Origin of the sequence: Streptomyces sp. WAC07094 (assembly GCF_036320405.1) — a bacterium.
Classification (GTDB): Bacteria; Actinomycetota; Actinomycetes; order Streptomycetales; family Streptomycetaceae; genus Streptomyces; species Streptomyces lannensis.
In genome coordinates this window covers 3,534,889-3,559,005 of the sequence record NZ_JAVMJZ010000001.1, presented here as the reverse complement: position 1 = coordinate 3,559,005, position 24,117 = coordinate 3,534,889, and the positions used below count along the sequence as shown (strand labels likewise).

Sequence of the window (24,117 nt, the reverse complement as noted above, 5' to 3'; positions counted from 1 at the left end):
ACCACTCCACAGGAGGACCCCAGTGGCGAAGGCGAAGTTCGAGCGGACTAAGCCGCACGTCAACATCGGCACCATCGGTCACATCGACCACGGTAAGACGACCCTCACGGCCGCCATTACCAAGGTGCTGCACGACGCGTACCCGGACCTGAACGAGGCGACCGCGTTCGACAACATCGACAAGGCGCCCGAGGAGCGTCAGCGCGGTATCACCATCTCCATCGCGCACGTCGAGTACCAGACGGAGACCCGTCACTACGCGCACGTCGACTGCCCGGGTCACGCGGACTACATCAAGAACATGATCACGGGTGCCGCGCAGATGGACGGCGCGATCCTCGTGGTCGCCGCCACCGACGGCCCGATGCCGCAGACCAAGGAGCACGTGCTCCTGGCCCGCCAGGTCGGCGTTCCGTACATCGTCGTCGCCCTGAACAAGGCCGACATGGTGGACGACGAGGAGATCCTGGAGCTCGTCGAGCTCGAGGTCCGTGAGCTCCTCTCCGAGTACGAGTTCCCGGGCGACGACGTTCCGGTCGTCCAGGTCTCCGCGCTCAAGGCCCTCGAGGGCGACGCGAAGTGGACCGAGTCGGTCCTCAACCTGATGAAGGCCGTCGACGAGTCGATCCCGGAGCCGGAGCGCGACGTCGACAAGCCGTTCCTGATGCCGATCGAGGACGTCTTCACGATCACCGGTCGTGGCACCGTCGTCACCGGTCGTATCGAGCGCGGTATCCTCAAGGTCAACGAGACCGTCGACATCATCGGCATCAAGACCGAGAAGACCACCACCACGGTCACCGGCATCGAGATGTTCCGCAAGCTGCTCGACGAGGGCCAGGCCGGTGAGAACGTCGGTCTGCTGCTCCGCGGTATCAAGCGCGAGGACGTCGAGCGCGGCCAGGTCATCATCAAGCCCGGCTCGGTCACCCCGCACACGGAGTTCGAGGCGCAGGCCTACATCCTGTCCAAGGACGAGGGTGGCCGCCACACGCCGTTCTTCAACAACTACCGCCCGCAGTTCTACTTCCGTACGACGGACGTGACCGGCGTCGTGACCCTCCCCGAGGGCACCGAGATGGTCATGCCGGGTGACAACACCGAGATGAAGGTGGAGCTCATCCAGCCCATCGCCATGGAAGAGGGCCTGAAGTTCGCCATCCGTGAGGGTGGCCGCACCGTGGGCGCCGGCCAGGTCATCAAGATCAACAAGTGAGTCCACTCGCTTGAGGGTCCGACCCCTCGGGGTAGTTGACCTGAAGAGGCCCGTACGACTTCGGTCGTACGGGCCTCTTCGCTTTTCCATGTGCGGGCAACCGGCGTCGCGAGGCCGGGCCTTTTCACGGGTTCCGCTTCACGGGATCCGCAGCGGCGGCCGCATTCGGCAGTACCGGACCCGCCCGCCGAGCGGTCGGACGGATGCCCTCGCTCACATGGCGGATCGGCCCGTTCCGGCACCGGAGTTACACGGGTCGTGCCGTTCGAGGGAACGGCGGGTGTCGCACCCGGGGGGAACGGGCGCGACTCATATGTTCGGTTGGCATGAAGAGCGCAATGGGTGATCAGACGTCCGGTCCCAGTCGGCGTGGCGCCCTCGCCGGGCTCGTCGGTGCGGCCGGGGCGGCGGTGGCCGCCGGGTGCACGGCCCCGAGGCCGAGGTACACGCGAAGGCCGGCCACCGTGCGCACGAGTCCGGTACCCGCTCCGAAGGCCGGCCCCGCCCCCGGTGTGATGACGTTGTTCGACGACGAAGGGTTCAACTTCAGCGGGCTCTGGGCGCTCGGTGGGGCCGGGCAGGGCAGTGCCGACGCGGGGGAGGTGCTGACCGCCGTCAACACCATCAACAAGGCCGGTCTCTCCGCCCAGACCTACACCCAGACCTTCCGAAGGCTCGGGGACCGTCTGACGAAGGAGCCCGGGAACGCCAGACCCGACGCGGAGACCATGCGCTTCCGGGCCCTGAGGGCGGCGCAGTACTACGCGCAGGCGCTGTCCTGCGTGCTGGGCTCCGAGGACCCCGGCAGCGAGGAAGCGCTGTACCAGGCGGGCCGCGGCGCCTGGGACGCCTTCTGCGGGCTGTGCGACCCGGCTCCCGTGACGGACAACATCACCTACGAGAGCACACCGCTGCCCGTGTGGTTCTTCCGGCCGGACGCCTCGGGACGGGCCCGTCCCACGGTGATCCTCACCAACGGCAGCGACGGGCAGAACGTGGACATGTGGACCTACGGGGTCCGTACCGCCCTGGACCGGGGGTGGAACGCCCTGGTGTACGACGGACCCGGACAGGGTCAGCTGCTCTTCGTGAACCGGGTGCCCTTCACCCCCAGCTGGGAGCACGTGGTGACGCCCGTCGTCGACTGGCTGCTCGCCAGGTCCGATGTCAATCGCGCCAAGATCGCCCTTGCCGGGCTCAGCATGGCGGGGAATCTGACCGCCCGTGCCGCGGCCTTCGAGGAGCGCATCGCGGCCCTGGTGGCCATGCCCGGGCTGCTGGAGCCGTGGCTGGCCTTTCCCAAGCAGGTCCGGGAGATCCTGGCCGCGACCAAGGACGAGACCAACAACGTCTGGAACAAGGAGGTGGCCCCGAAGCTGTCGCGCACCGACGCGGCGATCCTGAAGACGCGCTTCGAGCCGTTCTCCGTGCCGGCGATGCTCGCCGCCCGCCAGGGCAAGCTCTTCACCGACTTCTACACCCCGGCCAAGCTGATCCAGTCACTGGCCACGACGAACGTGGTGAGCCGCATCAAGGTGCCGACCCTCGTCCTGGACTACGAGTTCGAGCAGTTCTACCCGGGGCAGGCACGTCAGATGTACGAGGCGCTGACCGCTCCCAAGGACTACGTGAGGCTCACCGCCGCGACCGGTGCCCAGATGCACTGCTCGCCGATGGCTCCGCAGCAGCACTGCGAGGTGGTCTTCGACTGGCTGCAGCAAACGGTGTAGGGGCCCGGCCCGCTCACGCACACCTGCCCCCTGCTTCGTCCCCCGTGCCGCCCGGCGCGGGCCGTGGACGGGCGGGAAGCCCGAACGCCGGAGGCGGGCATCGAGGCCCGCGTTTCGCCTACGACTCCGCCGGGGTACTCTCTACGGCTCGATTGGCCAGCCCCCCGCCTGCTGTGGCAGACTGTCGGAGTTGCTCGGTCGAGTGTTGATGCTGCGCGCCTCCCGTCGGGAGGACCGGAAGCGAGTCCCACAGTACTCGTCGCCCTAACTGCCTCACGGCAGCGCTGGGGCGGACGTACGGGAATCTTCCGGGAAGTGTGGGCGCGACACCGGCCAGGCGCCCGGTGGGCTCCTCGCTCCCGGTCCCGCGGTTCCGGAAGGGCCGTGTTCCCCCTGCAGGGATGTTCGAACAAGGGACATCTGTGTCAGCGGGAGCGCGACACGCCCGACCGCGTGGGTCGGAGAGAGGCTCGGAACGCCGGGTCCCAGAGCGTAAGAGAGACAGGACTACGGAGTAGCCATGGCGGGACAGAAGATCCGCATCCGGCTCAAGGCCTACGACCACGAGGTCATCGACTCCTCGGCGAAGAAGATCGTCGAGACGGTGACGCGTACTGGTGCGTCGGTCGCGGGCCCGGTGCCGCTGCCCACTGAGAAGAACGTGTACTGCGTCATCAAGTCGCCGCACAAGTACAAGGACTCGCGCGAGCACTTCGAGATGCGTACCCACAAGCGCCTGATCGACATTCTCGACCCGACGCCCAAGACCGTTGACTCTCTGATGCGACTCGACCTCCCGGCCGGTGTCGACATCGAGATCAAGCTCTGAGGCCGGTGATCTGAGAATGGCTAAGCAGATCAAGGGCATCCTGGGCGAGAAGCTCGGCATGACGCAGGTCTGGGACGAGAACAACCGTGTCGTCCCCGTGACCGTCGTCAAGGCCGGCCCCAACGTCGTGACCCAGGTTCGTACGAACGACGCCGACGGCTACGAGTCGGTCCAGATCGCCTTCGGCGAGATCGACCCCCGCAAGGTGAACAAGCCCCTCAAGGGCCACTTCGCGAAGGCCGACGTCACCCCGCGCCGTCACCTCGTCGAGATCCGCACGGCGGACGCCGCCGAGTACACCCTCGGCCAGGAGATCACCGCTGAGGTGTTCGAGGCCGGCGTGAAGGTCGACGTCACCGGCAAGAGCAAGGGCAAGGGCTTCGCCGGTGTCATGAAGCGTCACAACTTCAAGGGCCTCGGCGCCGGACACGGTGTCCAGCGCAAGCACCGCTCTCCCGGTTCGATCGGTGGCTGCGCCACCCCGGGCCGTGTGTTCAAGGGCGTCCGCATGGCGGGTCGCATGGGCCACGAGCGGGTCACCACCCAGAACCTGACCGTCCACGCCGTTGACGCGGAGAAGGGTCTGCTGCTCATCAAGGGCGCGGTTCCTGGTCCGAACGGCGGCCTCGTCCTGGTCCGCACCGCGGCCAAGGGGGCCTGAGGTAACCGATGAGCACTGTTGACATCCTTTCGCCGGCGGGCGAGAAGGCCGGTTCCGTCGAGCTCCCCGCGGAGATCTTCGGCGTTGAGAAGGTCAGCGTTCCGCTGATCCACCAGGTCGTCGTCGCACAGCTGGCCGCTGCCCGTCAGGGCACGCACAAGACGAAGACCCGCGCCGAGGTCCGTGGTGGCGGCAAGAAGCCGTACCGCCAGAAGGGCACCGGTCGCGCCCGTCAGGGTTCGACCCGCGCCCCGCAGTTCGCCGGTGGTGGCGTCGTGCACGGTCCCGTGCCGCGCGACTACTCGCAGCGGACCCCCAAGAAGATGAAGGCCGCGGCCCTGCGCCACGCCCTCACCGACCGGGCCCGCAACAACCGCATCCACGTCGTGACCGACGTGGTCGAGTCGGACGTCTCCACCAAGGCCGCCAAGGCTCTCCTCGGCAAGATCAGCGAGCGCAAGAACGTGCTCCTGGTCATCGAGCGCGAGAACGACAAGGCCCTGCTGTCCGCTCGCAACCTGCCCCAGGTCCACATCCTGGAGCCGGGCCAGCTGAACACGTACGACGTGATCGTCTCCGACGACGTGGTCTTCACCCAGGCCGCTTTCGAGTCCTTCGTGTCCGGCCCGAAGGCCAACGACACCGAAGGGAGCGAGGCCTGATGGCTATCCGTCACCCCGCCATTGCCTCGAAGGCGGCCAAGGCCGCCAAGGCCGCGCGCGTCGCCAAGGCGCGTCGCCACGCCGCCGAGGGCAAGAACACCGTCGTCACCCCGGCGAGCAAGTCGTACTCGGACCCCCGTGACGTCCTGCTGAAGCCGGTCGTGTCGGAGAAGAGCTACGCGCTCATCGACGAGAACAAGTACACGTTCATCGTCGACCCGCGTGCGAACAAGACCCAGATCAAGGAGGCCGTCCAGGCGGTCTTCGAGGTCAAGGTCACCGGGGTCAACACGATCAACCGCCAGGGCAAGCGCAAGCGGACCCGTACGGGCTTCGGCCAGCGTGCCGCCACCAAGCGCGCGATCGTGACCCTCGCCGAGGGCGACCGTATCGACATCTTCGGCGGTCCGACCGCCTGAGGGCGGTCCGGATCGTCCGATATCGGACGAGGACTGAGAAATGGGAATCCGCAAGTACAAGCCGACTACGCCGGGCCGTCGTGGCGCCAGCGTCGCCGACTTCGTCGAGGTCACGCGGTCCACGCCGGAGAAGTCGCTGGTCCGCCCGCTGCACAGCAAGGGCGGCCGTAACAACGCCGGTCGTGTGACCGTTCGCCACCAGGGTGGCGGACACAAGCGCGCCTACCGTGTGATCGACTTCCGTCGTCACGACAAGGACGGCGTGCCGGCGAAGGTCGCGCACATCGAGTACGACCCCAACCGCACCGCGCGCATCGCGCTGCTGCACTACGCCGACGGCGAGAAGCGCTACATCCTCGCGCCGCGCGGCCTTGCGCAGGGCGACCGCGTCGAGAACGGTCCCGGGGCCGACATCAAGCCGGGCAACAACCTGGCACTCCGCAACATCCCGGTCGGTACCACGATCCACGCGATCGAGCTCCGTCCCGGTGGCGGCGCCAAGTTCGCCCGTTCCGCGGGTGCCTCCGTGCAGCTGCTGGCTCGTGAGGGCGCCATGGCGACCCTCCGTATGCCGTCCGGCGAGATCCGCATGGTGGACGCGCGCTGCCGCGCCACCGTCGGTGAGGTCGGCAACGCCGAGCAGTCGAACATCAACTGGGGCAAGGCCGGCCGTATGCGCTGGAAGGGCGTCCGCCCGACCGTGCGTGGTGTGGTCATGAACCCCGTGGACCACCCGCACGGTGGTGGTGAGGGTCGTACCTCCGGTGGCCGCCACCCGGTGTCCCCGTGGGGCCAGAAGGAAGGCCGTACTCGTTCCGCCAAGAAGGCGAGCAACAAGTACATCGTCCGCCGCCGCAAGACGAACAAGAAGCGCTAGGAGCGGGTTTAGATGCCGCGCAGTCTCAAGAAGGGGCCCTTCGTCGACGACCACCTGAGCAAGAAGGTGGACGCCCAGAACGAAGCCGGCACCAAGAACGTCATCAAGACCTGGTCCCGACGCTCCATGATCATCCCGGCCATGCTCGGCCACACGATCGCGGTGCACAACGGCAAGACCCACATTCCGGTGTTCGTCACCGAGTCGATGGTCGGCCACAAGCTCGGCGAGTTCTCGCCGACGCGCACCTTCCGGGGTCACGTCAAGGACGACCGGAAGTCAAAGCGCCGCTAGTAGCGGGGTGGAATGACCATGACAGACACTGGAAGGACAACCATGGACGCCAGGGCCCAGGCGCGGTACATCCGCGTCACGCCCATGAAGGCCCGCCGCGTGGTGGACCTCATCCGTGGCATGGATGCCGCGGAGGCTCAGGCGGTCCTGCGTTTCGCCCCGCAGGCCGCGAGCGTGCCGGTCGGCAAGGTGCTGGACAGCGCCATCGCCAACGCCGCGCACAACTACGACCACACCGATGTCGACAGCCTCTTCATCTCCGAGGCGTACGTCGACGAGGGCCCGACCCTGAAGCGGTTCCGTCCGCGCGCCCAGGGCCGTGCCTACCGGATCCGCAAGCGGACCAGCCACATCACCGTGGTCGTCAGCAGCAAGGAAGGAACCCGGTAATGGGCCAGAAGGTAAACCCGCACGGGTTCCGGCTCGGTGTCACGACCGACTTCAAGTCGCGTTGGTACGCCGACAAGCTGTACAAGGACTACGTCAAGGAAGACGTCGCCATCCGTCGGATGATGACGTCCGGCATGGAGCGCGCCGGTATCTCCAAGGTGGAGATCGAGCGCACCCGTGACCGCGTCCGTGTGGACATCCACACCGCGCGTCCGGGCATCGTCATCGGCCGCCGTGGCGCCGAGGCCGACCGCATCCGCGGCGACCTCGAGAAGCTCACGGGCAAGCAGGTCCAGCTGAACATCCTCGAGGTCAAGAACCCCGAGACCGACGCTCAGCTGGTGGCGCAGGCCGTTGCCGAGCAGCTCTCCTCCCGCGTCTCCTTCCGCCGCGCCATGCGCAAGAGCATGCAGTCGGCGATGAAGGCTGGCGCCAAGGGCATCAAGATTCAGTGCGGTGGCCGCCTCGGCGGCGCCGAGATGTCCCGCTCGGAGTTCTACCGCGAGGGCCGTGTGCCCCTGCACACGCTCCGCGCGAACGTGGACTACGGCTTCTTCGAGGCCAAGACGACCTTCGGCCGCATCGGCGTGAAGGTCTGGATCTACAAGGGCGATGTCAAGAACATCGCCGAGGTCCGCGCCGAGAACGCTGCCGCCCGTGCGGGTAACCGCCCGGCCCGCGGTGGCGCCGACCGCCCGGCCCGTGGTGGCCGCGGTGGCGAGCGGCGCGGTCGTAAGCCGCAGCAGGCTGCCGGCGCCGAGGCCCCCAAGGCCGAGGCTCCCGCGTCCGCTCCGGCTGAGAGCACCGGAACGGAGGCCTGACCGACATGCTGATCCCCCGTAGGGTCAAGCACCGCAAGCAGCACCACCCGAAGCGCGATGGAATGGCCAAGGGTGGAACGCAGGTTGCGTTCGGCGAGTACGGCATCCAGGCGCTGACCCCGGCGTACGTGACGAACCGCCAGATCGAGGCGGCTCGTATCGCCATGACCCGTCACATCAAGCGTGGCGGCAAGGTCTGGATCAACATCTACCCGGACCGCCCGCTGACCAAGAAGCCCGCCGAGACCCGCATGGGTTCCGGTAAGGGTTCGCCGGAGTGGTGGATCGCGAACGTCAAGCCTGGTCGCGTGATGTTCGAGCTGTCCTACCCGAACGAGAAGATCGCCCGTGAGGCGCTCCTTCGTGCGGCCCACAAGCTGCCGATGAAGTGCCGGATCGTCAAGCGCGAGGCAGGTGAAGCGTGATGTCGGCCGGTACCAAGGCGTCCGAGCTGCGCGAGCTGGGCAACGAGGAGCTTCTTGGCAAGCTCCGCGAGGCCAAGGAAGAGCTGTTCAACCTCCGCTTCCAGGCGGCGACGGGACAGCTCGAGAACCACGGCCGTCTGAAGGCGGTCCGCAAGGACATCGCGCGGATCTACACCCTGATGCGCGAGCGTGAGCTGGGCATCGAAACGGTGGAGAACGCCTGATGAGCGAGAAGAATGTGACTGAGCAGACCGAGCGCAACGCCCGCAAGACCCGTGAGGGTCTGGTCGTCAGCGACAAGATGGACAAGACCGTCGTCGTCGCCGTCGAGGACCGTGTGAAGCACGCGCTGTACGGCAAGGTCCTGCGCCGTACCAACAAGCTCAAGGCGCACGACGAGCAGAACGCTGCCGGCGTCGGCGACCGCGTCCTCCTGATGGAGACGCGCAAGCTGTCCGCCTCGAAGCACTGGCGCATCGTCGAGATCCTCGAGAAGGCGAAGTAACAAGCGGGGGCCGCACGGCCCCTGCTGACCCCCGCCGGGGGCCGCACCTCAGGGTGCCCGGCCCCCGGCGTGGGTTCCCGCCTGCAGAGGAGTAAGTAATTCCTGCGGTATCCCCCGCAGGACAGTTCCGCCAGGCTCTCCGGGCCAACACCCGGAGGGAACCGGCAGACGATCAGGAGATAGACGTGATCCAGCAGGAGTCGCGACTGCGCGTCGCCGACAACACTGGTGCGAAGGAGATCCTTTGCATCCGTGTGCTCGGTGGTTCCGGTCGCCGCTACGCGGGCATCGGTGACGTCATCGTCGCCACCGTCAAGGACGCGATCCCCGGTGGCAACGTGAAGAAGGGTGACGTCGTCAAGGCGGTCATCGTTCGCACCGTCAAGGAGCGCCGCCGTCCGGACGGCTCGTACATCCGCTTCGACGAGAACGCCGCCGTCATTCTGAAGAACGACGGCGACCCTCGCGGCACCCGCATCTTCGGCCCGGTCGGCCGTGAGCTGCGCGAGAAGAAGTTCATGAAGATCATCTCGCTCGCGCCGGAGGTGCTGTAAGCATGAAGATCAAGAAGGGCGACCTGGTCCAGGTCATCACCGGCAAGGACAAGGGCAAGCAGGGCAAGGTCATTGCCGCTTACCCGCGCGACGAGCGTGTCCTGGTCGAGGGTGTCAACCGGGTCAAGAAGCACACCAAGGCCGGTCCGACCGCCAGCGGTTCGCAGGCCGGCGGCATCGTGACCACCGAGGCCCCGATCCACGTGTCCAACGTTCAGCTGGTCGTGGAGAAGGACGGCAACAAGGTCGTCACGCGTGTCGGCTACCGCTTCGACGAGAACGGCAACAAGATCCGCGTTGCCAAGCGGACGGGTGAGGACATCTGATGGCTACCACCACCACTCCGCGTCTGAAGCAGAAGTACCGCGAGGAGATCGCGGGCAAGCTGCGTGACGAGTTCAAGTACGAGAACGTCATGCAGATTCCCGGCCTCGTCAAGATCGTGGTCAACATGGGTGTGGGCGACGCCGCCCGCGACTCCAAGCTGATCGAGGGCGCCATCCGGGACCTCACCACGATCACCGGTCAGAAGCCGGCCGTCACCAAGGCCCGCAAGTCCATCGCGCAGTTCAAGCTGCGTGAGGGTCAGCCGATCGGTGCCCACGTCACGCTTCGTGGCGACCGCATGTGGGAGTTCCTCGACCGCACCCTGTCGCTCGCGCTGCCGCGCATCCGCGACTTCCGCGGTCTGTCCCCCAAGCAGTTCGACGGCCGTGGCAACTACACCTTCGGTCTCACGGAGCAGGTCATGTTCCACGAGATCGACCAGGACAAGATCGACCGTGTCCGGGGTATGGACATCACCGTGGTCACCACGGCGACCAACGACGCTGAGGGCCGCGCGCTCCTTCGTCACCTCGGCTTCCCGTTCAAGGAGGCGTGAGCGAGATGGCGAAGAAGGCTCTGATCGCGAAGGCTGCTCGTAAGCCCAAGTTCGGTGTGCGCAGCTACACCCGCTGCCAGCGCTGCGGTCGTCCGCACTCCGTGTACCGCAAGTTCGGCCTGTGCCGCGTGTGCCTTCGTGAGATGGCTCACCGTGGCGAGCTGCCGGGCGTGACCAAGAGCTCCTGGTAACAGCCCTATTGGGTTGATGCAGGACTCTCGGTAAGCATCTGGGTCGGCAGGCGGCCCAACTCACATGCATTAAGCTTGTGGGGTTGGGCGTCTGTCGCCCGTACGACTTACTACGCCGTAGGTCCACCGCGCCGCACCCGTCCCGTCTCGGATCGGGGAGAGGGATGGCGCACCAGGAAACCCCGGCGAGAGAGGCCGAAGGCCAATTCATGACCATGACTGATCCGATCGCAGACATGCTTACGCGTCTGCGGAACGCGAACTCGGCATACCACGACTCCGTGACGATGCCGGCATCGAAGATCAAGTCGCACATCGCGGAGATCCTCCAGCAGGAGGGCTTCATCACGGGCTGGAAGGTCGAGGACGCCGAGGTCGGCAAGAACCTCGTTCTCGAGCTGAAGTTCGGCCCGAACCGTGAGCGCTCCATCGCGGGCATCAAGCGGATCTCCAAGCCCGGTCTCCGGGTGTACGCGAAGTCCACCAACCTGCCGAAGGTGCTCGGCGGCCTCGGCGTGGCGATCATCTCCACGTCCCACGGGCTCCTCACCGACAAGCAGGCCGGCAAGAAGGGCGTAGGCGGAGAAGTCCTCGCCTACGTCTGGTAACGGAAGGGAACGGAGGAAACAGCTATGTCGCGCATCGGCAAGCTCCCCATCGCGGTTCCCGCCGGCGTGGACGTCACCATCGACGGCAACACGGTCTCGGTCAAGGGCCCCAAGGGCACGCTGACCCACACCGTCGTGTCGCCGATCGAGATCGCCAAGGGTGAGGACGGCGTTCTGCACGTCACCCGCCCCAACGACGAGCGTCAGAACAAGGCCCTGCACGGCCTGTCCCGCACGCTGGTGGCGAACATGATCACCGGCGTGACCCAGGGTTACGTGAAGAAGCTCGAGATCAGCGGTGTCGGTTACCGCGTGAGCGCCAAGGGCTCGAACCTCGAGTTCGCGCTCGGCTACAGCCACCCGATCACCGTCGAGGCCCCCGAGGGCATCACCTTCAAGGTGGAGGCCCCCACCCGTTTCTCGGTCGAGGGCATCGACAAGCAGAAGGTCGGCGAGGTTGCGGCCAACATCCGCAAGCTGCGCAAGCCCGACCCGTACAAGGCCAAGGGCGTCAAGTACGAGGGCGAAGTCATCCGCCGCAAGGTCGGAAAGGCGGGTAAGTAAGCCATGGCATACGGACAGAAGATCCTCAAGGGCGACGCCTACAAGCGCGCCGCGATCAAGCGCCGTCACATCCGGATCCGCAAGCGGATCTCGGGTACGGCGGAGCGTCCGCGTCTGGTCGTGACCCGCTCCAACCGCCACATCGTGGCGCAGGTGATCGACGACCTCAAGGGCCACACCCTGGCATCGGCGTCCACGCTGGACACCTCGGTCCGTGGTGGCGAGGGCGACAAGTCCGCGCAGGCCAAGCAGGTCGGCGCCCTGGTCGCCGAGCGCGCCAAGGCCGCCGGTGTCGAGGCTGTCGTGTTCGACCGTGGTGGCAACCAGTACGCCGGGCGCATCGCCGCCCTGGCGGACGCCGCCCGCGAAGCCGGGCTCAAGTTCTGAGCCTGCCGTAGCTAGCGGAAACAGAGAGAGGTAATTCCAATGGCTGGACCCCAGCGCCGCGGTGGCGGTGCCGGTGGCGGCGAGCGGCGGGACCGGAAGGGCCGTGACGGCGGCGCTGCTGCCGCCGAGAAGACCGCGTACGTTGAGCGCGTTGTCGCGATCAACCGCGTCGCCAAGGTTGTGAAGGGTGGTCGTCGCTTCAGCTTCACCGCGCTGGTCGTGGTGGGCGACGGTGACGGCACCGTGGGTGTCGGATACGGCAAGGCCAAGGAGGTGCCGGCCGCCATCGCCAAGGGCGTTGAGGAGGCCAAGAAGCACTTCTTCAAGGTCCCGCGTATCCAGGGCACCATCCCGCACCCGATCCAGGGTGAGAAGGCTGCCGGCGTCGTGCTCCTGAAGCCCGCGTCGCCCGGTACCGGTGTTATCGCCGGTGGTCCGGTGCGTGCCGTGCTCGAGTGCGCCGGTATCCACGACGTGCTGTCGAAGTCGCTCGGCTCCGACAACGCGATCAACATCGTGCACGCGACCGTGGAGGCACTGAAGGGCCTGCAGCGCCCCGAGGAGATCGCGGCCCGCCGTGGTCTGCCGCTCGAGGACGTCGCCCCCGCGGCCCTGCTGCGTGCGCGTGCCGGGGCGGGTGCGTAATCATGGCGCAGCTCAAGATCACGCAGGTGAAGTCCTACATCGGCAGCAAGCAGAACCACCGCGACACGCTGCGTTCCCTGGGCCTCAAGCGCCTGGGTGACGTGGTCGTCAAGGAGGACCGTCCCGAGTTCCGCGGCATGGTGCACACCGTCCGCCACCTCGTGTCGGTCGAGGAGGTCGACTGATCATGGCGGAGCAGAACCCGCTCAAGATCCACAACCTCCGTCCCGCCCCGGGCGCCAAGACCGCCAAGACCCGTGTGGGTCGTGGTGAGGCGTCCAAGGGTAAGACGGCCGGTCGTGGTACCAAGGGCACGAAGGCCCGCTACCAGGTTCCGGAGCGCTTCGAGGGTGGCCAGATGCCACTCCACATGCGCCTTCCGAAGCTGAAGGGCTTCAAGAACCCGTTCAAGACCGAGTACCAGGTCGTGAACCTCGACAAGCTGGCCGCGCTCTACCCCGAGGGTGGCGAGGTCACCGTCGAGGGTCTGGTGGCCAAGGGTGCCGTTCGCAAGAACGCGCTCGTCAAGGTCCTCGGACAGGGCGAGATCTCCGTGGCGCTGCAGGTGACGGTCGACGCCGTCTCCGGCTCCGCCAAGGAGAAGATCACCGCCGCCGGCGGTACCGTCACCGAGCTCGTCTGAGAATTTCGGGCGTCTCGATGACCTGAACGATCCCGGCCGGGGATATCCCACATGGGGTATCCCCGGTTGGTCGTTCCAAGGGGGCAGTCTCGCCGGTAAGGTGGCCTGCACTGCCAACTTTCACAGGGTGCCGCGGTTCGGGCACTCAGGGCGGCAGTCAGCCGTTACCCAAGTCGTTGTTCAGTCGGATACTCAAGACCGTCACCCTTGACGCAGACGCGCGGGGGTCGCAGGAGGCACCGTGCTCACCGCGTTCGCCCGGGCGTTCAGGACGCCCGACCTGCGCAAGAAGCTGCTCTTCACGCTCGCCATCATCGTGGTGTACCGGGTCGGTACACACATTCCGATCCCGGGCGTCGACTACAAGAGCGTCCAGACGTGTATCGACGTCGCCAAGGGCAACCAGGGCCTGTTCGGTCTGGTCAACATGTTCAGCGGTGGCGCGCTGCTGCAGATCACGATCTTCGCACTGGGCATCATGCCGTACATCACGGCGAGCATCATTCTCCAGCTGCTGACCGTGGTCATTCCGCGCCTGGAAGCCCTCAAGAAGGAGGGCCAGGCGGGCACGACGAAGATCACGCAGTACACCCGTTACCTGACGGTGGCCCTCGCGATCCTCCAGGGCACCGGCCTGGTGGCGACCGCCCGCAGCGGCGCGCTGTTCTCGGGCTGCCCGGTGGCGACCTCGATCGTCCCCGACCAGTCGATCTTCACGACCATCACGATGGTCGTCGTCATGACCGCCGGAACGGCCGTCGTCATGTGGCTCGGTGAGCTGATCACCGACCGCGGCATCGGCAACGGCATGTCCATTCTGATGTTCATCTCGATCGCCGCGACCTTCCCGTCCGCGCTGTGGGCGATCAAGAAGCAGGGCACCCTGGCCGGCGGCTGGATCGAGTTCGGCACCGTCATCCTCGTCGGCCTCGTCATGGTCGGCCTGGTCGTCTTCGTCGAGCAGGCCCAGCGGCGCATCCCGGTCCAGTACGCGAAGCGCATGATCGGCCGGCGTTCCTACGGCGGGACCTCGACCTACATCCCGCTGAAGGTGAACCAGGCGGGTGTGATCCCCGTCATCTTCGCGTCGTCGCTGCTGTACATCCCGGCCCTGATCGCGCAGTTCTCCGGGGGTAATTCCGGGTGGAAAGCCTGGATCCAGCAGAACCTGACCAAGGGCGACCACCCGATTTACATCACTATGTACTTCTTGTTGATTGTTTTCTTCGCGTTCTTCTACGTGGCCATCTCGTTCAACCCCGAAGAAGTCGCGGACAACATGAAGAAGTATGGTGGCTTCATCCCGGGCATCCGGGCCGGTAGGCCCACTGCTGAGTACCTCTCGTACGTGCTCAACCGGATCACCTGGCCGGGATCGCTGTACCTGGGTCTGATTGCTCTCGTACCGACAGTGGCGTTGGTCGGCTTCGGGGCGAGCCAGAACTTCCCGTTCGGCGGAACCAGCATCCTGATCATCGTGGGTGTCGGTCTCGAGACGGTGAAGCAGATCGAGAGCCAGCTCCAGCAGCGCAATTACGAAGGGTTCCTCCGCTGATGCGAATCGTCCTCGTCGGGCCGCCGGGTGCCGGCAAGGGAACGCAGGCCGCGTTCCTCGCCAAGAACCTGTCGATCCCGCACATCTCCACGGGCGACCTGTTCCGCGCCAACATCAGCCGGCAGACGGACCTTGGCAAACTCGCGAAGTCCTACATGGACCGCGGTGAGCTGGTTCCCGACGAGGTCACCATCGCGATGGCCAAGGACCGCATGGAGCAGCCCGACGCGAAGAACGGCTTTCTCCTGGACGGCTTCCCTCGCAATGTGAAGCAGGCCGAGGCACTGGACGAGATGCTCAGGACCGAGGGCATGAAGCTGGACGCGGTCCTCGACCTCGAGGTTCCCGAGGAAGAGGTCGTCAAGCGCATCGCGGGACGACGCGTCTGCCGCAACGACTCGGCGCACGTTTTCCACGTGTCGTACAAGCCGGCCAAGCAGGAAGGCGTCTGCGACGTCTGCGGCGGCGAGCTCTACCAGCGCGACGACGACTCCGAGGAGACCGTCCGCAAGCGGCTCGAGGTCTACCACACGCAGACCGAGCCGATCATCGACTACTACAAGTCGCAGGGCCTGGTGGTCACGATCTCCGCGCTCGGCAAGGTGGAGGACGTCACCCAGCGCGCGATGGAGGCGCTCCAGCAGAAGGACGGCGCCAAGTAGTCGCTCCCGGCACACACGGCCGCGGTTCCCTCCGGGAGCCGCGGCCGAGCTGTGAGCGGTGATGGGCGGTCCGGCGCGCCCGTATCGTTGAAGAAGTCCGTGTTTCTCTCCGGTCCAGAAAGGCCGCAGTCGTCATGGTGCAGATCAAGACCCCCGAGCAGATCGCCAGGATGCGTGAGGCGGGGCTGGTCGTCGCCGCCGTGCACGCGGCCACGCGCGAGGCGGCCGTGCCGGGCGCCACGACGAAGGACCTGGACGAGGTCGCCCGCAAGGTTCTCGCGGAGCACGGGGCCAAGCCGAACTTCCTCGGGTACGGCGGTTTCCCCGCCACCATCTGCACCTCGGTGAACGAGGTCGTCGTCCACGGCATCCCGTCCGAGGAGGTCGTGCTCAAGGACGGGGACATCATCTCCATCGACGCCGGCGCCATCGTCGACGGCTGGCACGGCGACGCCGCCTACACGGCGTTCGTGGGGTCCGGTCACGCCCCCGAGCTGATCGAGCTCTCCCGGGTGACCGAGGAGTCCATGTGGGCCGGGATCGCCGCCATGAAGCAGGGCAACCGCCTGGTCGACGTCTCCCGGGCCATCGAGACCTACATCCGCAGGCAGCCGAAGCCCGGTGGCGGCAAGTACGGGATCATCGAGGACTACGGCGGGCACGGCATCGGCACCGAGATGCACATGGACCCCCATCTGCTGAACTACGTGGACCGCCGCCGTGGCAAGGGCCCCAAGCTGGTACCCGGGTTCTGCCTGGCCATCGAGCCGATGGTGTCCCTGGGCACCCCGAAGACGGACGTCCTCGAGGACGACTGGACCGTCATCACCACCGACGGCACCTGGTCCTCGCACTGGGAGCACTCCGTCGCCCTGACCGAACAGGGCCCGCTGGTGCTGACGTCCCCCGACGGCGGCCGGGCCAAGCTCGCCGAGTACGGCGTGACGGCCGCGCCGGACCCGCTCGCCTGAGAGCCGGTGCCGGACAGGCCCCTGTCCGCATGATGATCTCGGACATGGGGCAGACTTCCGCGATTCGTCTTTCCGAGAGGCCTGACGTAGACTGACTCGTCGGCTCTCGTGCATCCGCATGTCCGCATGCGGTACGCGGAGCCGATCAAGGTAGTCGATTCGAAGGGCGAAGCGTGGCCAAGAAGCAAGGTGCCATCGAGATCGAGGGCACTGTCGTCGAGTCTCTTCCGAACGCCATGTTCAAGGTCGAGCTCCAGAACGGCCACCAGGTCCTGGCACACATCAGCGGCAAGATGCGTATGCACTACATCCGCATTCTCCCTGACGACCGGGTCGTGGTGGAGCTTTCTCCGTACGACCTGACGCGTGGCCGGATCGTCTACCGCTACAAGTAGATCTTGCCGGTACCCCGTCTCCACGGGGTGGTGGCACTGACCCGGAGAACCTCACATCCATGAAGGTCAAGCCGAGCGTCAAGAAGATCTGTGACAAGTGCAGGGTGATCCGCCGTCACGGTCGGGTCATGGTCATCTGCGACAACCCGCGCCACAAGCAGCGCCAGGGCTGACGCAGGACCGCATCCTCTGCATCCGCAGAACTTCGCGCGACGCAAGCTGAATATGTTCATACGCAGGACCCGGAACCGATCGGTTCCGACACCCCCGGCTCGGAGGCCGGGGACCCAGTTCGTACCTGGTACGGCGGCTGGGAGCCGGTTCTGCGGAAGACCTCCGAAGATCAACTGGAGCCATTGAATGGCACGCGTTTCCGGTGTTGACATCCCGCGCGAAAAGCGCGTGGAGGTCGCCCTGACCTACGTGTTCGGCATCGGCCGGACCCTCTCGCAGGAGACGCTGGCTGCGACCGGCGTCGACCCGAACACCCGCGTCCGCGACCTGAGCGAAGAGCAGCTGGTCGCGATCCGCGAGTACGTCGACAACAACATCAGGACCGAGGGTGACCTCCGTCGTGAGATCCAGGCCGACATCCGCCGCAAGGTCGAGATCGGCTGCTACCAGGGTCTGCGGCACCGCCGGGGTCTGCCCGTCCGCGGTCAGCGCACCAGCACCAACGCCCGCACCCGCAAGGGCCCGCGTCGCGCCATCGCCGGTAAGAAGAAGCCGGGCAAGAAGTAGTCCGCAGCGGACACCTGTCCACGGTCTTCGCTGTAGGACCGACCACCTCCCGTAGGAGTTAGTAGATGCCCCCCAAGGGACGTCAGGGCGCTGCCAAGAAGGTGCGCCGCAAGGAAAAGAAGAACGTCGCTCACGGCCACGCGCACATCAAGAGCACGTTCAACAACACCATCGTTTCGATCACCGACCCGTCGGGCAACGTGATCTCCTGGGCCTCCGCCGGCCACGTCGGCTTCAAGGGCTCCCGGAAGTCCACGCCGTTCGCCGCGCAGATGGCCGCCGAGTCGGCCGCCCGTCGCGCGCAGGAGCACGGCATGCGCAAGGTCGACGTGTTCGTCAAGGGCCCGGGTTCCGGCCGTGAGACCGCGATCCGCTCCCTGCAGGCCACGGGCCTCGAGGTCGGCTCCATCCAGGACGTCACCCCGACCCCGCACAACGGCTGCCGTCCGCCGAAGCGCCGCCGCGTCTGACGCACGGCCGCTCCGCAGGACAGCGGTTTCGGGCGGTACGGCCCTTTCGGGACGTGCCGCCCGTACCCTTGCAGTACCCGCACCTCTGCGTTCCGGGTGCGGCCCCGTCGGGCGTCATATAGCGGGCGTCCACGACTGAAGGATCTGATCCACACATGCTGATCGCTCAGCGTCCCTCGTTGACCGAAGAGGTCGTCGACGAATTCCGCTCCCGGTTCGTGATCGAGCCGCTGGAGCCGGGCTTCGGCTACACCCTCGGCAACTCCCTGCGCCGTACCCTCCTGTCGTCGATCCCCGGTGCCGCTGTCACCAGCATCCGCATCGACGGTGTCCTGCACGAGTTCACCACCGTGCCGGGCGTCAAGGAGGACGTCACCGACCTGATCCTCAACATCAAGCAGCTCGTCGTCTCCTCGGAGCACGACGAGCCGGTCGTGATGTACCTGCGCAAGCAGGGCCCGGGTCTGGTCACCGCCGCCGACATCGCGCCTCCGGCCGGTGTCGAGGTGCACAACCCCGACCTCGTCCTCGCCACGCTCAACGGCAAGGGCAAGCTGGAGATGGAGCTGACCGTGGAACGCGGTCGCGGCTATGTCTCCGCCGTGCAGAACAAGCAGGTGGGCCAGGAGATCGGCCGTATTCCGGTCGACTCCATCTACTCGCCCGTTCTCAAGGTCACCTACAAGGTCGAGGCGACCCGTGTCGAGCAGCGCACCGACTTCGACAAGCTGATCGTCGACGTCGAGACCAAGCAGGCCATGCGTCCCCGCGACGCCATGGCGTCGGCCGGCAAGACCCTGGTCGAGCTGTTCGGTCTGGCGCGTGAGCTCAACATCGACGCCGAGGGCATCGACATGGGCCCGTCCCCCACGGACGCCGCCCTTGCCGCCGACCTGGCGCTCCCGATCGAGGAGCTGGAGCTCACCGTCCGCTCCTACAACTGCCTCAAGCGCGAGGGCATCCACTCGGTGGGTGAGCTCGTGGCGCGTTCCGAGGCGGACCTGCTGGACATCCGCAACTTCGGTGCGAAGTCCATCGACGAGGTCAAGGCGAAGCTGGCCGGCATGGGCCTGGCCCTGAAGGACAGCCCGCCCGGATTCGACCCGACCGCCGCCGCCGACGCCTTCGGTGCCGACGACGACGCGGACGCGGGTTTTGTGGAGACCGAGCAGTACTGATCGGTCTCCGGCTGCGGCTGGTCGCGCAGCTCCCCGCGCCCCCCGGGGCGCGGGGTCTCCGACAGGCGCCCGCCTGCTCGGATACTGACCTCGGTACCTGATACGGCCGGGGCAGACACACAGGAGAAGAACTATGCCGAAGCCCACCAAGGGTGCCCGTCTGGGCGGCAGTGCCGCGCACGAGAAGCTGCTTCTCGCGAACCTCGCGAAGTCGCTCTTCGAGCACGGCCGTATCACCACCACCGAGGCGAAGGCCCGCCGCCTGCGGCCGTACGCCGAGCGTCTGGTCACCAAGGCGAAGAAGGGCGACCTTCACAACCGCCGTCAGGTGCTCCAGGTCATCACGGACAAGAGCGTCGTCCACACGCTCTTCACCGAGATCGGCCCGCGGTACGAGAACCGTCCGGGTGGCTACACGCGCATCACCAAGATCGGTAACCGCCGTGGCGACAACGCGCCCATGGCTGTCATCGAGCTGGTCGAGGCGCTGACGGTGGCCCAGCAGGCGACCGGTGAGGCCGAGGCGGCGACGAAGCGCGCCGTCAAGGAGGCCGAGACCAAGGCCGAGGAGACCAAGGCCGAAGAGGTCGTCGAGGACGCCAAGCCGGCCGAGGCCGTCGAGGCTGCCGAGGAGTCCAAGGACGCCTGAGGTTGACCTCGCAGAAAGCGGGTCCGTCCGTCCGGGCGGGCCCGCTTTCGCGTTCCTGAGAGGATCTCTACGTGAGTGACGAAGTGCAGCCCGGGTTCGTACGGGTGCGGCTGGACCTGTCGTACGACGGCACCGACTTCCACGGCTGGGCCAAGCAGGCCGGTGGCAGGCGGACCGTGCAGGGGGAGATCGAGGACGCCCTGCGTACCGTCACCCGGTCCCGGGAGACCTACGAGCTGACCGTGGCAGGGCGCACCGATGCCGGGGTGCACGCGCGCGGACAGGTCGCCCACGTCGATCTGCCCCGGGAGGTCTGGGCCGAGCAGAGCGGCAAGCTGCTGAAGCGGCTTGCAGGGCGTCTGCCCAGGGACGTACGGGTCTGGGCGCTCAGAGAGGCGCCCAGCGGCTTCAACGCCCGTTTCGCCGCGATGTGGCGGCGCTATGTCTATCGCGTCACCGACAACCCCGGGGGCACGGATCCGCTGCTGCGCAACCACGTCCTGTGGCACGACTGGCCCCTGGACGTCGCCGCGATGGACGCCGCCGCCAGGACCCTGGTCGGGGAGCACGATTTCGAGGCGTACGCGAAGAAGCGCGAGGGGGCGACGACGATCCGCGAGATCCTCGACTTCGGGGTGCGCCGGGGCGCGGACGGCATCGTCGAGATCGAGGTCCGCGCCGACGCCTTCTGCCACAACCAGGTGCGCTCCATGGTCGGGGCCCTGCTGTTCGTGGGCGACGGACACCGGGGTGCGGAGTGGCCGCGGAAGGTCCTCGACGCCCGTGTCCGCGACAGCGCCGTCCATGTCGTACGGCCGCTCGGGTTGACCTTGGAAGAGGTCGCGTACCCGGCGGACGACCAACTCGCCGAACGGCAGCGGCAGGCGCGGCGGGTGCGGGGCGCGGTGCACTGAAAAGGGGCTCCGCGGCGGTCGCCGCGGAACCCCGGGGGGCCTGGAAGGGCTACGCCTTGTCCAGGATCTGCTTCAGCGCCGGCTCCAGGAAGGGCTTCAGGGTCTTCGAGTACGACGACGTGATGTGGCTGTTGTCGAAGTAGACGATCTGGTCGCCGATGACCGCCGGACACACATCGGCTGCGCAGAACGCGGGGGTCGTGTCGATGATGTCCGCGCCGTATTTCTCGGCCACCTCCCGCTCCATGGTGCGGAATTCCGTGTACTCCAGCGCCTGCCACTGCTTGCGGTTGCAGAGGGAGGTGTTGTCGATGTGCGTGGCGAGACAGTCCGGGATGTTCTGGCCGGGTTCCGGGGTGTCCGTCATGTAGACGAGCTTGGCGCCGGTCTCTTTGAACACCTTGAACGAGGCCTCGGCACCGGCCCGGTTCGCCTCACGGCGGGCTCGGTCCGCGATGACGAGGACATCCGGGTGCATCTTCTTGAGCTCCGCGAACGCCGACTGGCGCCAGCTGTCGCACTCGGTGTACTCGCGGTTCACCTGAGGATTGATGATGTGGTAGATCTGCGGCGAGCAGCCGCCCTTCGTCATGGTCACCACGCGTACGCCGAGTTCCTTGCCGACCTCGTGGTAGGTGTCGCTCCACTGCCAGGCGTGAGAGTCACCCATGAGGACGACCGTCTTCGAGCCCTTCGGATCGCCGACGACACAGCCGTCGCGCATCACGAACTTCTTGACGTCGAAGTTGTCGATGCACCCGTGCTCGGCGGAGTTCTTGGGGGCGCTCGGCAGCGCACTCTGCACTGCCGCGGAGAGTTGCGTGCGCTGCACGGACTTTTCGACCGACGCCTCGCTCGTGTATCCGACCGCGACCGCGCCCGAGGAGGCGGTCGCCAGGTGCAGCGGCACACTCGTGGCGGCGACCATCGCGCCGGCAGTGACGCCGGTGAGGACGAATCCGGTGAGGACGCCCTTCCACGGCCGAGCCACCAACTGTGTATTCCGCTTGAAGCGGCGCTCCACCACGTAGTGCATGAGGACGGCCAGCAGGAAGGACAGCACCGCCACCCGGAACCGGTCGGACATGCTGAACTCGCGGTCCACGATGGACGGCCAGAGCACCAGCAGCGGCCAGTGAAGCAGGTACCAGCCGTAACTGGCGTTGCCGATGAAGTCGAGCACGGGGTTGTCGAGCAGCCGCTCCGCGCCGAACCTGGGGTTGGCGCAGCCGCCCGCGATCACGAGCAGGGCGCCCGCGACCGGACCGGCCACCGCGTAGCCGGGCAGCGGGGTCGCGTCGGATATGAGCATGGCCGTGACCAGTGTGGTGCCCAGACCGAGCCAGGTGATGACAGCCGCGAATCCGGTGTTCATGCGGGATACGAGCGGGGCGGCCAGGGCAAGCAGGACGCCGGTGGTGATCTCCCAGATCCGGGTGTGGGTGGCGAAGTAGGCGAGCGGCTGGTTCTCCGCCGTCTTCGTCCAGCCCAGGTAGAAGGATCCTGCGATGACGGCCAGTAGTCCCAGGACCACCAGGAATCGGTTGCGGAAGATCTTGCGGCTGAGCCATACCGCGACGACCAGCAGGATCGGGGCGACGACGTAGAACTGCTCCTCGATACCCAGCGACCAGAAGTGCTGGTAGGGGGACTGGCTGCCGTCGTTGGCGAAGTAGTCCGTGCCGTTCTCGACCAGGCGCCAGTTCAGAAAGCTGAGGGAGGCGCTGAGACCGTCGGCCACGTAGTCGCGGAAGCGCAGCGGGCTGCCGAAGATCCACGCGGCGGCGGCGGTGCCGACGATGGTGATCGCCATGGACGGGGACAGACGGCGGAAGCGCCGTGCCCAGAACTTGCCGAGTGAGACCTTCCCGGTCTTGTCGATCTCCGCCAGGAGCTGACCGCCGATGAGGAAGCCGCTGAGCACGAAGCTGACGTCCACGCCGCCGTGGATGTCGAGGATGCCGCAGTGCATGGCGACCACCATCATGATGGCGACCGCGCGCAGGCCCTGGATGTCGGGGCGGTACTTGCGCAGGCGGTCCGTCTTGTCCGGCTGGGGCTCCGAACGATGCCGTCGCGGAAGTTGCGGACTGACGGCCGTTGAGGCGTGGGTGGTCACGATTCTCCAGAAAATGCCCGGTTGGGGCCGCGGGGGCCGGCCGGCTGCTTCAGTGGACCGTCGGGCAGGCGACAGCCGTTCCGCTGACGCGCACCCCTTGGGCGGGAATGCGGATGCCGCACGACAGCCGCAGCTGGGCGGGTAGCTCGTTCTGCGCGCCGATATGGGAGTGGCAGCCCACGACGACCTCGTGAAGGAACGATTCGCTGCCGATCGAGGAGTCGTGGTCGACCACGGACTCCCGGATGCGTGCGCCCTCGGCCACGGTGACGTTCGCGCCGATGATGGAGCGGTCGATGATCACATGCGGACCGACGACGGCCTGCGGGCCGATCGTCGAACCACCGGTGACGCGGGCGGTCGGGTCGATCACGGCCGTGGGATGGATCAGGTTGTCGGCGGGCGTCTCCACGAGCGGGGAGGTCGCCTTGCCGGTGACCAGGTCGGCCGAGCCGTGGACGAAGGCCAGCGGCGTACCGAGGTCGCGCCAGTAGTCCTCGGTGGTGTGTCCGAACACGCGCCGTCCCTCGGCGACGAGCTGCGGGAAGGTCTCCTGCTCGACCGAGACCTCGCGGTCGGCGGGGATGGTGTCCAGGACGGACCGGCCGAAGACGTAGCAGCCGGCGTTGATCTGGTCGGTGACGCATTCCTCGGCCGTCTTCGGCTTCTCGAGGAAGGACAGCACCCGGCCGTCCTCGCCGGTGGGGACGAGACCGAAGGCGCGCGGGTCGGCGACCCGGGTGAGGTACAGGGTGACGTCCGCGTCCTTGTCCTCGTGCCGCGCCAGGATGGCGCGCAGGTCCACGCCGGACAGGATGTCGCCGTTGAGGATGAGGACGGGTGCGTCGGCAGCACCGCCGCGCAGCAGGCGCGCGGCATTGCGGATGGCCCCGCCGGTGCCGAGCGGGACTTCCTCGACGGCGTAGGAGATCTGCAGATTCCGGGAGAAGTCCTTGAACTCCTCCTCGAAGAGGCTGGCGAGGTACGAGGTGGCGAACACCACGTGCTCGACCCCCGCGTCCATCAGCTTGGCGATCTGGTGCCGGATGAAGGACGAGCCCGCGACGTTGAGCAGCGGTTTCGGGGTGTGGTTGGTCAGCGGGCGCAGGCGAGTTCCCTTGCCGCCCACCAGGATGATGGCTTCTTGCATGATTGCCTC

General features: G+C 66.8%; 35 protein-coding genes. 33 read left to right on the top strand and 2 right to left on the bottom strand.

The genetic code is table 11. The annotated features are described in order from the left end of the window. Window positions 1-22: 22 nt before the first annotated feature. The 33 genes from tuf (at window position 23) to truA (ending at window position 20,839) form a co-directional block, all read left to right on the top strand. Complete coding sequence (gene tuf / locus RCR19_RS15625; RefSeq protein WP_059127169.1) at window positions 23-1,216, top strand: elongation factor Tu; 1,194 nt, start codon at window positions 23-25, stop codon at window positions 1,214-1,216. Window positions 1,217-1,731: 515 nt separating this feature from the next. After that, window positions 1,732-2,946, top strand: a complete 1,215-nt coding sequence (locus tag RCR19_RS15620; RefSeq protein WP_331265699.1) for an alpha/beta fold hydrolase — start codon at window positions 1,732-1,734, stop codon at window positions 2,944-2,946. A gap of 520 nt (window positions 2,947-3,466) precedes the next feature. Then, window positions 3,467-3,775 carry a 30S ribosomal protein S10 gene (rpsJ, locus tag RCR19_RS15615; RefSeq protein WP_003948644.1) on the top strand — a complete coding sequence of 103 codons (309 nt, stop codon included), beginning with the start codon at window positions 3,467-3,469 and terminating at the stop codon, window positions 3,773-3,775. Between the two features lie 16 nt (window positions 3,776-3,791). After that, window positions 3,792-4,436 carry a 50S ribosomal protein L3 gene (rplC, locus tag RCR19_RS15610; RefSeq protein WP_043443022.1) on the top strand — a complete coding sequence of 215 codons (645 nt, stop codon included), beginning with the start codon at window positions 3,792-3,794 and terminating at the stop codon, window positions 4,434-4,436. Between the two features lie 8 nt (window positions 4,437-4,444). Continuing rightward, window positions 4,445-5,098 (top strand): 50S ribosomal protein L4, encoded by a 654-nt coding sequence (gene rplD, locus RCR19_RS15605; protein ID WP_331265698.1) that lies wholly within the window; start codon window positions 4,445-4,447, stop codon window positions 5,096-5,098. Further along, complete coding sequence (gene rplW, locus RCR19_RS15600; RefSeq protein ID WP_331265697.1) at window positions 5,098-5,517, top strand: 50S ribosomal protein L23; 420 nt, start codon at window positions 5,098-5,100, stop codon at window positions 5,515-5,517. Before rplD ends, rplW begins: the two co-directional genes overlap by 1 nt. Before the next feature lie 40 nt (window positions 5,518-5,557). Further along, window positions 5,558-6,394 carry a 50S ribosomal protein L2 gene (gene rplB, locus RCR19_RS15595; protein WP_059127174.1) on the top strand — a complete coding sequence of 279 codons (837 nt, stop codon included), beginning with the start codon at window positions 5,558-5,560 and terminating at the stop codon, window positions 6,392-6,394. A 12-nt stretch (window positions 6,395-6,406) separates the two neighbouring features. Next, complete coding sequence (gene rpsS / locus RCR19_RS15590; RefSeq protein ID WP_059127175.1) at window positions 6,407-6,688, top strand: 30S ribosomal protein S19; 282 nt, start codon at window positions 6,407-6,409, stop codon at window positions 6,686-6,688. Between the two features lie 42 nt (window positions 6,689-6,730). Continuing rightward, window positions 6,731-7,078 carry a 50S ribosomal protein L22 gene (gene rplV / locus RCR19_RS15585; RefSeq protein WP_331269453.1) on the top strand — a complete coding sequence of 116 codons (348 nt, stop codon included), beginning with the start codon at window positions 6,731-6,733 and terminating at the stop codon, window positions 7,076-7,078. Beyond that, window positions 7,078-7,899, top strand: coding sequence for a 30S ribosomal protein S3 (gene rpsC, locus RCR19_RS15580; RefSeq protein ID WP_003998826.1), 822 nt, complete (start codon window positions 7,078-7,080; stop codon window positions 7,897-7,899). Before rplV ends, rpsC begins: the two co-directional genes overlap by 1 nt. Before the next feature lie 5 nt (window positions 7,900-7,904). Continuing rightward, window positions 7,905-8,324, top strand: coding sequence for a 50S ribosomal protein L16 (rplP, locus tag RCR19_RS15575; RefSeq protein ID WP_059127177.1), 420 nt, complete (start codon window positions 7,905-7,907; stop codon window positions 8,322-8,324). After that, a complete protein-coding gene (rpmC, locus tag RCR19_RS15570) occupies window positions 8,324-8,548 on the top strand; it encodes a 50S ribosomal protein L29 (RefSeq protein ID WP_018564811.1) in 225 nt (74 codons plus the stop codon). The genes rplP and rpmC overlap by 1 nt, the downstream gene beginning before the upstream one ends. Next, window positions 8,548-8,829, top strand: a complete 282-nt coding sequence (rpsQ, locus tag RCR19_RS15565; protein WP_059127178.1) for a 30S ribosomal protein S17 — start codon at window positions 8,548-8,550, stop codon at window positions 8,827-8,829. The genes rpmC and rpsQ overlap by 1 nt, the downstream gene beginning before the upstream one ends. Before the next feature lie 185 nt (window positions 8,830-9,014). Next, a complete protein-coding gene (rplN, locus tag RCR19_RS15560; protein WP_003998823.1) occupies window positions 9,015-9,383 on the top strand; it encodes a 50S ribosomal protein L14 in 369 nt (122 codons plus the stop codon). A gap of 2 nt (window positions 9,384-9,385) precedes the next feature. Then, the gene (gene rplX, locus RCR19_RS15555; RefSeq protein ID WP_059127179.1) at window positions 9,386-9,709 is read left to right on the top strand and encodes a 50S ribosomal protein L24; all 324 of its coding nucleotides are present in this window, start codon (window positions 9,386-9,388) and stop codon (window positions 9,707-9,709) included. After that, window positions 9,709-10,266: a 50S ribosomal protein L5 gene (rplE, locus tag RCR19_RS15550; protein WP_016434630.1), complete on the top strand. Its 558-nt coding sequence runs from the start codon at window positions 9,709-9,711 to the stop codon at window positions 10,264-10,266. Before rplX ends, rplE begins: the two co-directional genes overlap by 1 nt. 5 nt (window positions 10,267-10,271) lie before the next feature. Then, window positions 10,272-10,457: a type Z 30S ribosomal protein S14 gene (locus tag RCR19_RS15545; RefSeq protein ID WP_059127180.1), complete on the top strand. Its 186-nt coding sequence runs from the start codon at window positions 10,272-10,274 to the stop codon at window positions 10,455-10,457. 209 nt (window positions 10,458-10,666) lie between these two features. Further along, entirely contained in the window at window positions 10,667-11,065 is a 399-nt protein-coding gene (rpsH, locus tag RCR19_RS15540; RefSeq protein WP_007384075.1) for a 30S ribosomal protein S8, read from the top strand. Window positions 11,066-11,089: 24 nt separating this feature from the next. Continuing rightward, on the top strand, window positions 11,090-11,629 hold the full coding sequence (gene rplF / locus RCR19_RS15535) for a 50S ribosomal protein L6 (protein ID WP_331265696.1): 540 nt from the start codon (window positions 11,090-11,092) through the stop codon (window positions 11,627-11,629). A gap of 3 nt (window positions 11,630-11,632) precedes the next feature. Further along, the gene (rplR, locus tag RCR19_RS15530) at window positions 11,633-12,016 is read left to right on the top strand and encodes a 50S ribosomal protein L18 (RefSeq protein WP_059127182.1); all 384 of its coding nucleotides are present in this window, start codon (window positions 11,633-11,635) and stop codon (window positions 12,014-12,016) included. A 39-nt stretch (window positions 12,017-12,055) separates the two neighbouring features. Further along, entirely contained in the window at window positions 12,056-12,661 is a 606-nt protein-coding gene (gene rpsE / locus RCR19_RS15525; RefSeq protein WP_009190144.1) for a 30S ribosomal protein S5, read from the top strand. Window positions 12,662-12,663: 2 nt separating this feature from the next. Beyond that, window positions 12,664-12,846, top strand: coding sequence for a 50S ribosomal protein L30 (gene rpmD, locus RCR19_RS15520; RefSeq protein ID WP_059127183.1), 183 nt, complete (start codon window positions 12,664-12,666; stop codon window positions 12,844-12,846). A gap of 2 nt (window positions 12,847-12,848) precedes the next feature. Then, on the top strand, window positions 12,849-13,304 hold the full coding sequence (gene rplO, locus RCR19_RS15515; RefSeq protein ID WP_059127184.1) for a 50S ribosomal protein L15: 456 nt from the start codon (window positions 12,849-12,851) through the stop codon (window positions 13,302-13,304). A gap of 241 nt (window positions 13,305-13,545) precedes the next feature. Next, a complete protein-coding gene (secY, locus tag RCR19_RS15510; RefSeq protein ID WP_331265695.1) occupies window positions 13,546-14,859 on the top strand; it encodes a preprotein translocase subunit SecY in 1,314 nt (437 codons plus the stop codon). Continuing rightward, window positions 14,859-15,521, top strand: coding sequence for an adenylate kinase (locus tag RCR19_RS15505; protein WP_059127186.1), 663 nt, complete (start codon window positions 14,859-14,861; stop codon window positions 15,519-15,521). The genes secY and RCR19_RS15505 overlap by 1 nt, the downstream gene beginning before the upstream one ends. Window positions 15,522-15,655: 134 nt before the next feature. After that, window positions 15,656-16,492 (top strand): type I methionyl aminopeptidase, encoded by an 837-nt coding sequence (map, locus tag RCR19_RS15500; RefSeq protein ID WP_331265694.1) that lies wholly within the window; start codon window positions 15,656-15,658, stop codon window positions 16,490-16,492. A gap of 173 nt (window positions 16,493-16,665) precedes the next feature. After that, window positions 16,666-16,887 carry a translation initiation factor IF-1 gene (infA, locus tag RCR19_RS15495; protein ID WP_003948620.1) on the top strand — a complete coding sequence of 74 codons (222 nt, stop codon included), beginning with the start codon at window positions 16,666-16,668 and terminating at the stop codon, window positions 16,885-16,887. A gap of 59 nt (window positions 16,888-16,946) precedes the next feature. After that, window positions 16,947-17,060 (top strand): 50S ribosomal protein L36, encoded by a 114-nt coding sequence (rpmJ, locus tag RCR19_RS15490; protein ID WP_003974245.1) that lies wholly within the window; start codon window positions 16,947-16,949, stop codon window positions 17,058-17,060. A gap of 187 nt (window positions 17,061-17,247) precedes the next feature. Further along, complete coding sequence (gene rpsM, locus RCR19_RS15485; protein ID WP_331265693.1) at window positions 17,248-17,628, top strand: 30S ribosomal protein S13; 381 nt, start codon at window positions 17,248-17,250, stop codon at window positions 17,626-17,628. A gap of 65 nt (window positions 17,629-17,693) precedes the next feature. Further along, complete coding sequence (rpsK, locus tag RCR19_RS15480) at window positions 17,694-18,098, top strand: 30S ribosomal protein S11 (protein WP_003956432.1); 405 nt, start codon at window positions 17,694-17,696, stop codon at window positions 18,096-18,098. Window positions 18,099-18,253: 155 nt separating this feature from the next. Further along, window positions 18,254-19,276 (top strand): DNA-directed RNA polymerase subunit alpha, encoded by a 1,023-nt coding sequence (locus RCR19_RS15475; RefSeq protein ID WP_003966937.1) that lies wholly within the window; start codon window positions 18,254-18,256, stop codon window positions 19,274-19,276. 133 nt (window positions 19,277-19,409) lie between these two features. Continuing rightward, window positions 19,410-19,925, top strand: coding sequence for a 50S ribosomal protein L17 (gene rplQ / locus RCR19_RS15470; protein ID WP_059127189.1), 516 nt, complete (start codon window positions 19,410-19,412; stop codon window positions 19,923-19,925). A 71-nt stretch (window positions 19,926-19,996) separates the two neighbouring features. Beyond that, on the top strand, window positions 19,997-20,839 hold the full coding sequence (truA, locus tag RCR19_RS15465) for a tRNA pseudouridine(38-40) synthase TruA (protein ID WP_331265692.1): 843 nt from the start codon (window positions 19,997-19,999) through the stop codon (window positions 20,837-20,839). A gap of 49 nt (window positions 20,840-20,888) precedes the next feature. Here the strand turns inward: truA and RCR19_RS15460 are convergent, their stop codons facing one another. Both RCR19_RS15460 and RCR19_RS15455 read right to left on the bottom strand, forming a co-directional pair. Then, window positions 20,889-22,958 (bottom strand): acyltransferase family protein, encoded by a 2,070-nt coding sequence (locus tag RCR19_RS15460; RefSeq protein WP_331265691.1) that lies wholly within the window; start codon window positions 22,956-22,958, stop codon window positions 20,889-20,891. A 49-nt stretch (window positions 22,959-23,007) separates the two neighbouring features. Beyond that, window positions 23,008-24,108: an NDP-sugar synthase gene (locus RCR19_RS15455; RefSeq protein ID WP_331265690.1), complete on the bottom strand. Its 1,101-nt coding sequence runs from the start codon at window positions 24,106-24,108 to the stop codon at window positions 23,008-23,010. Window positions 24,109-24,117: the final 9 nt, after the last annotated feature.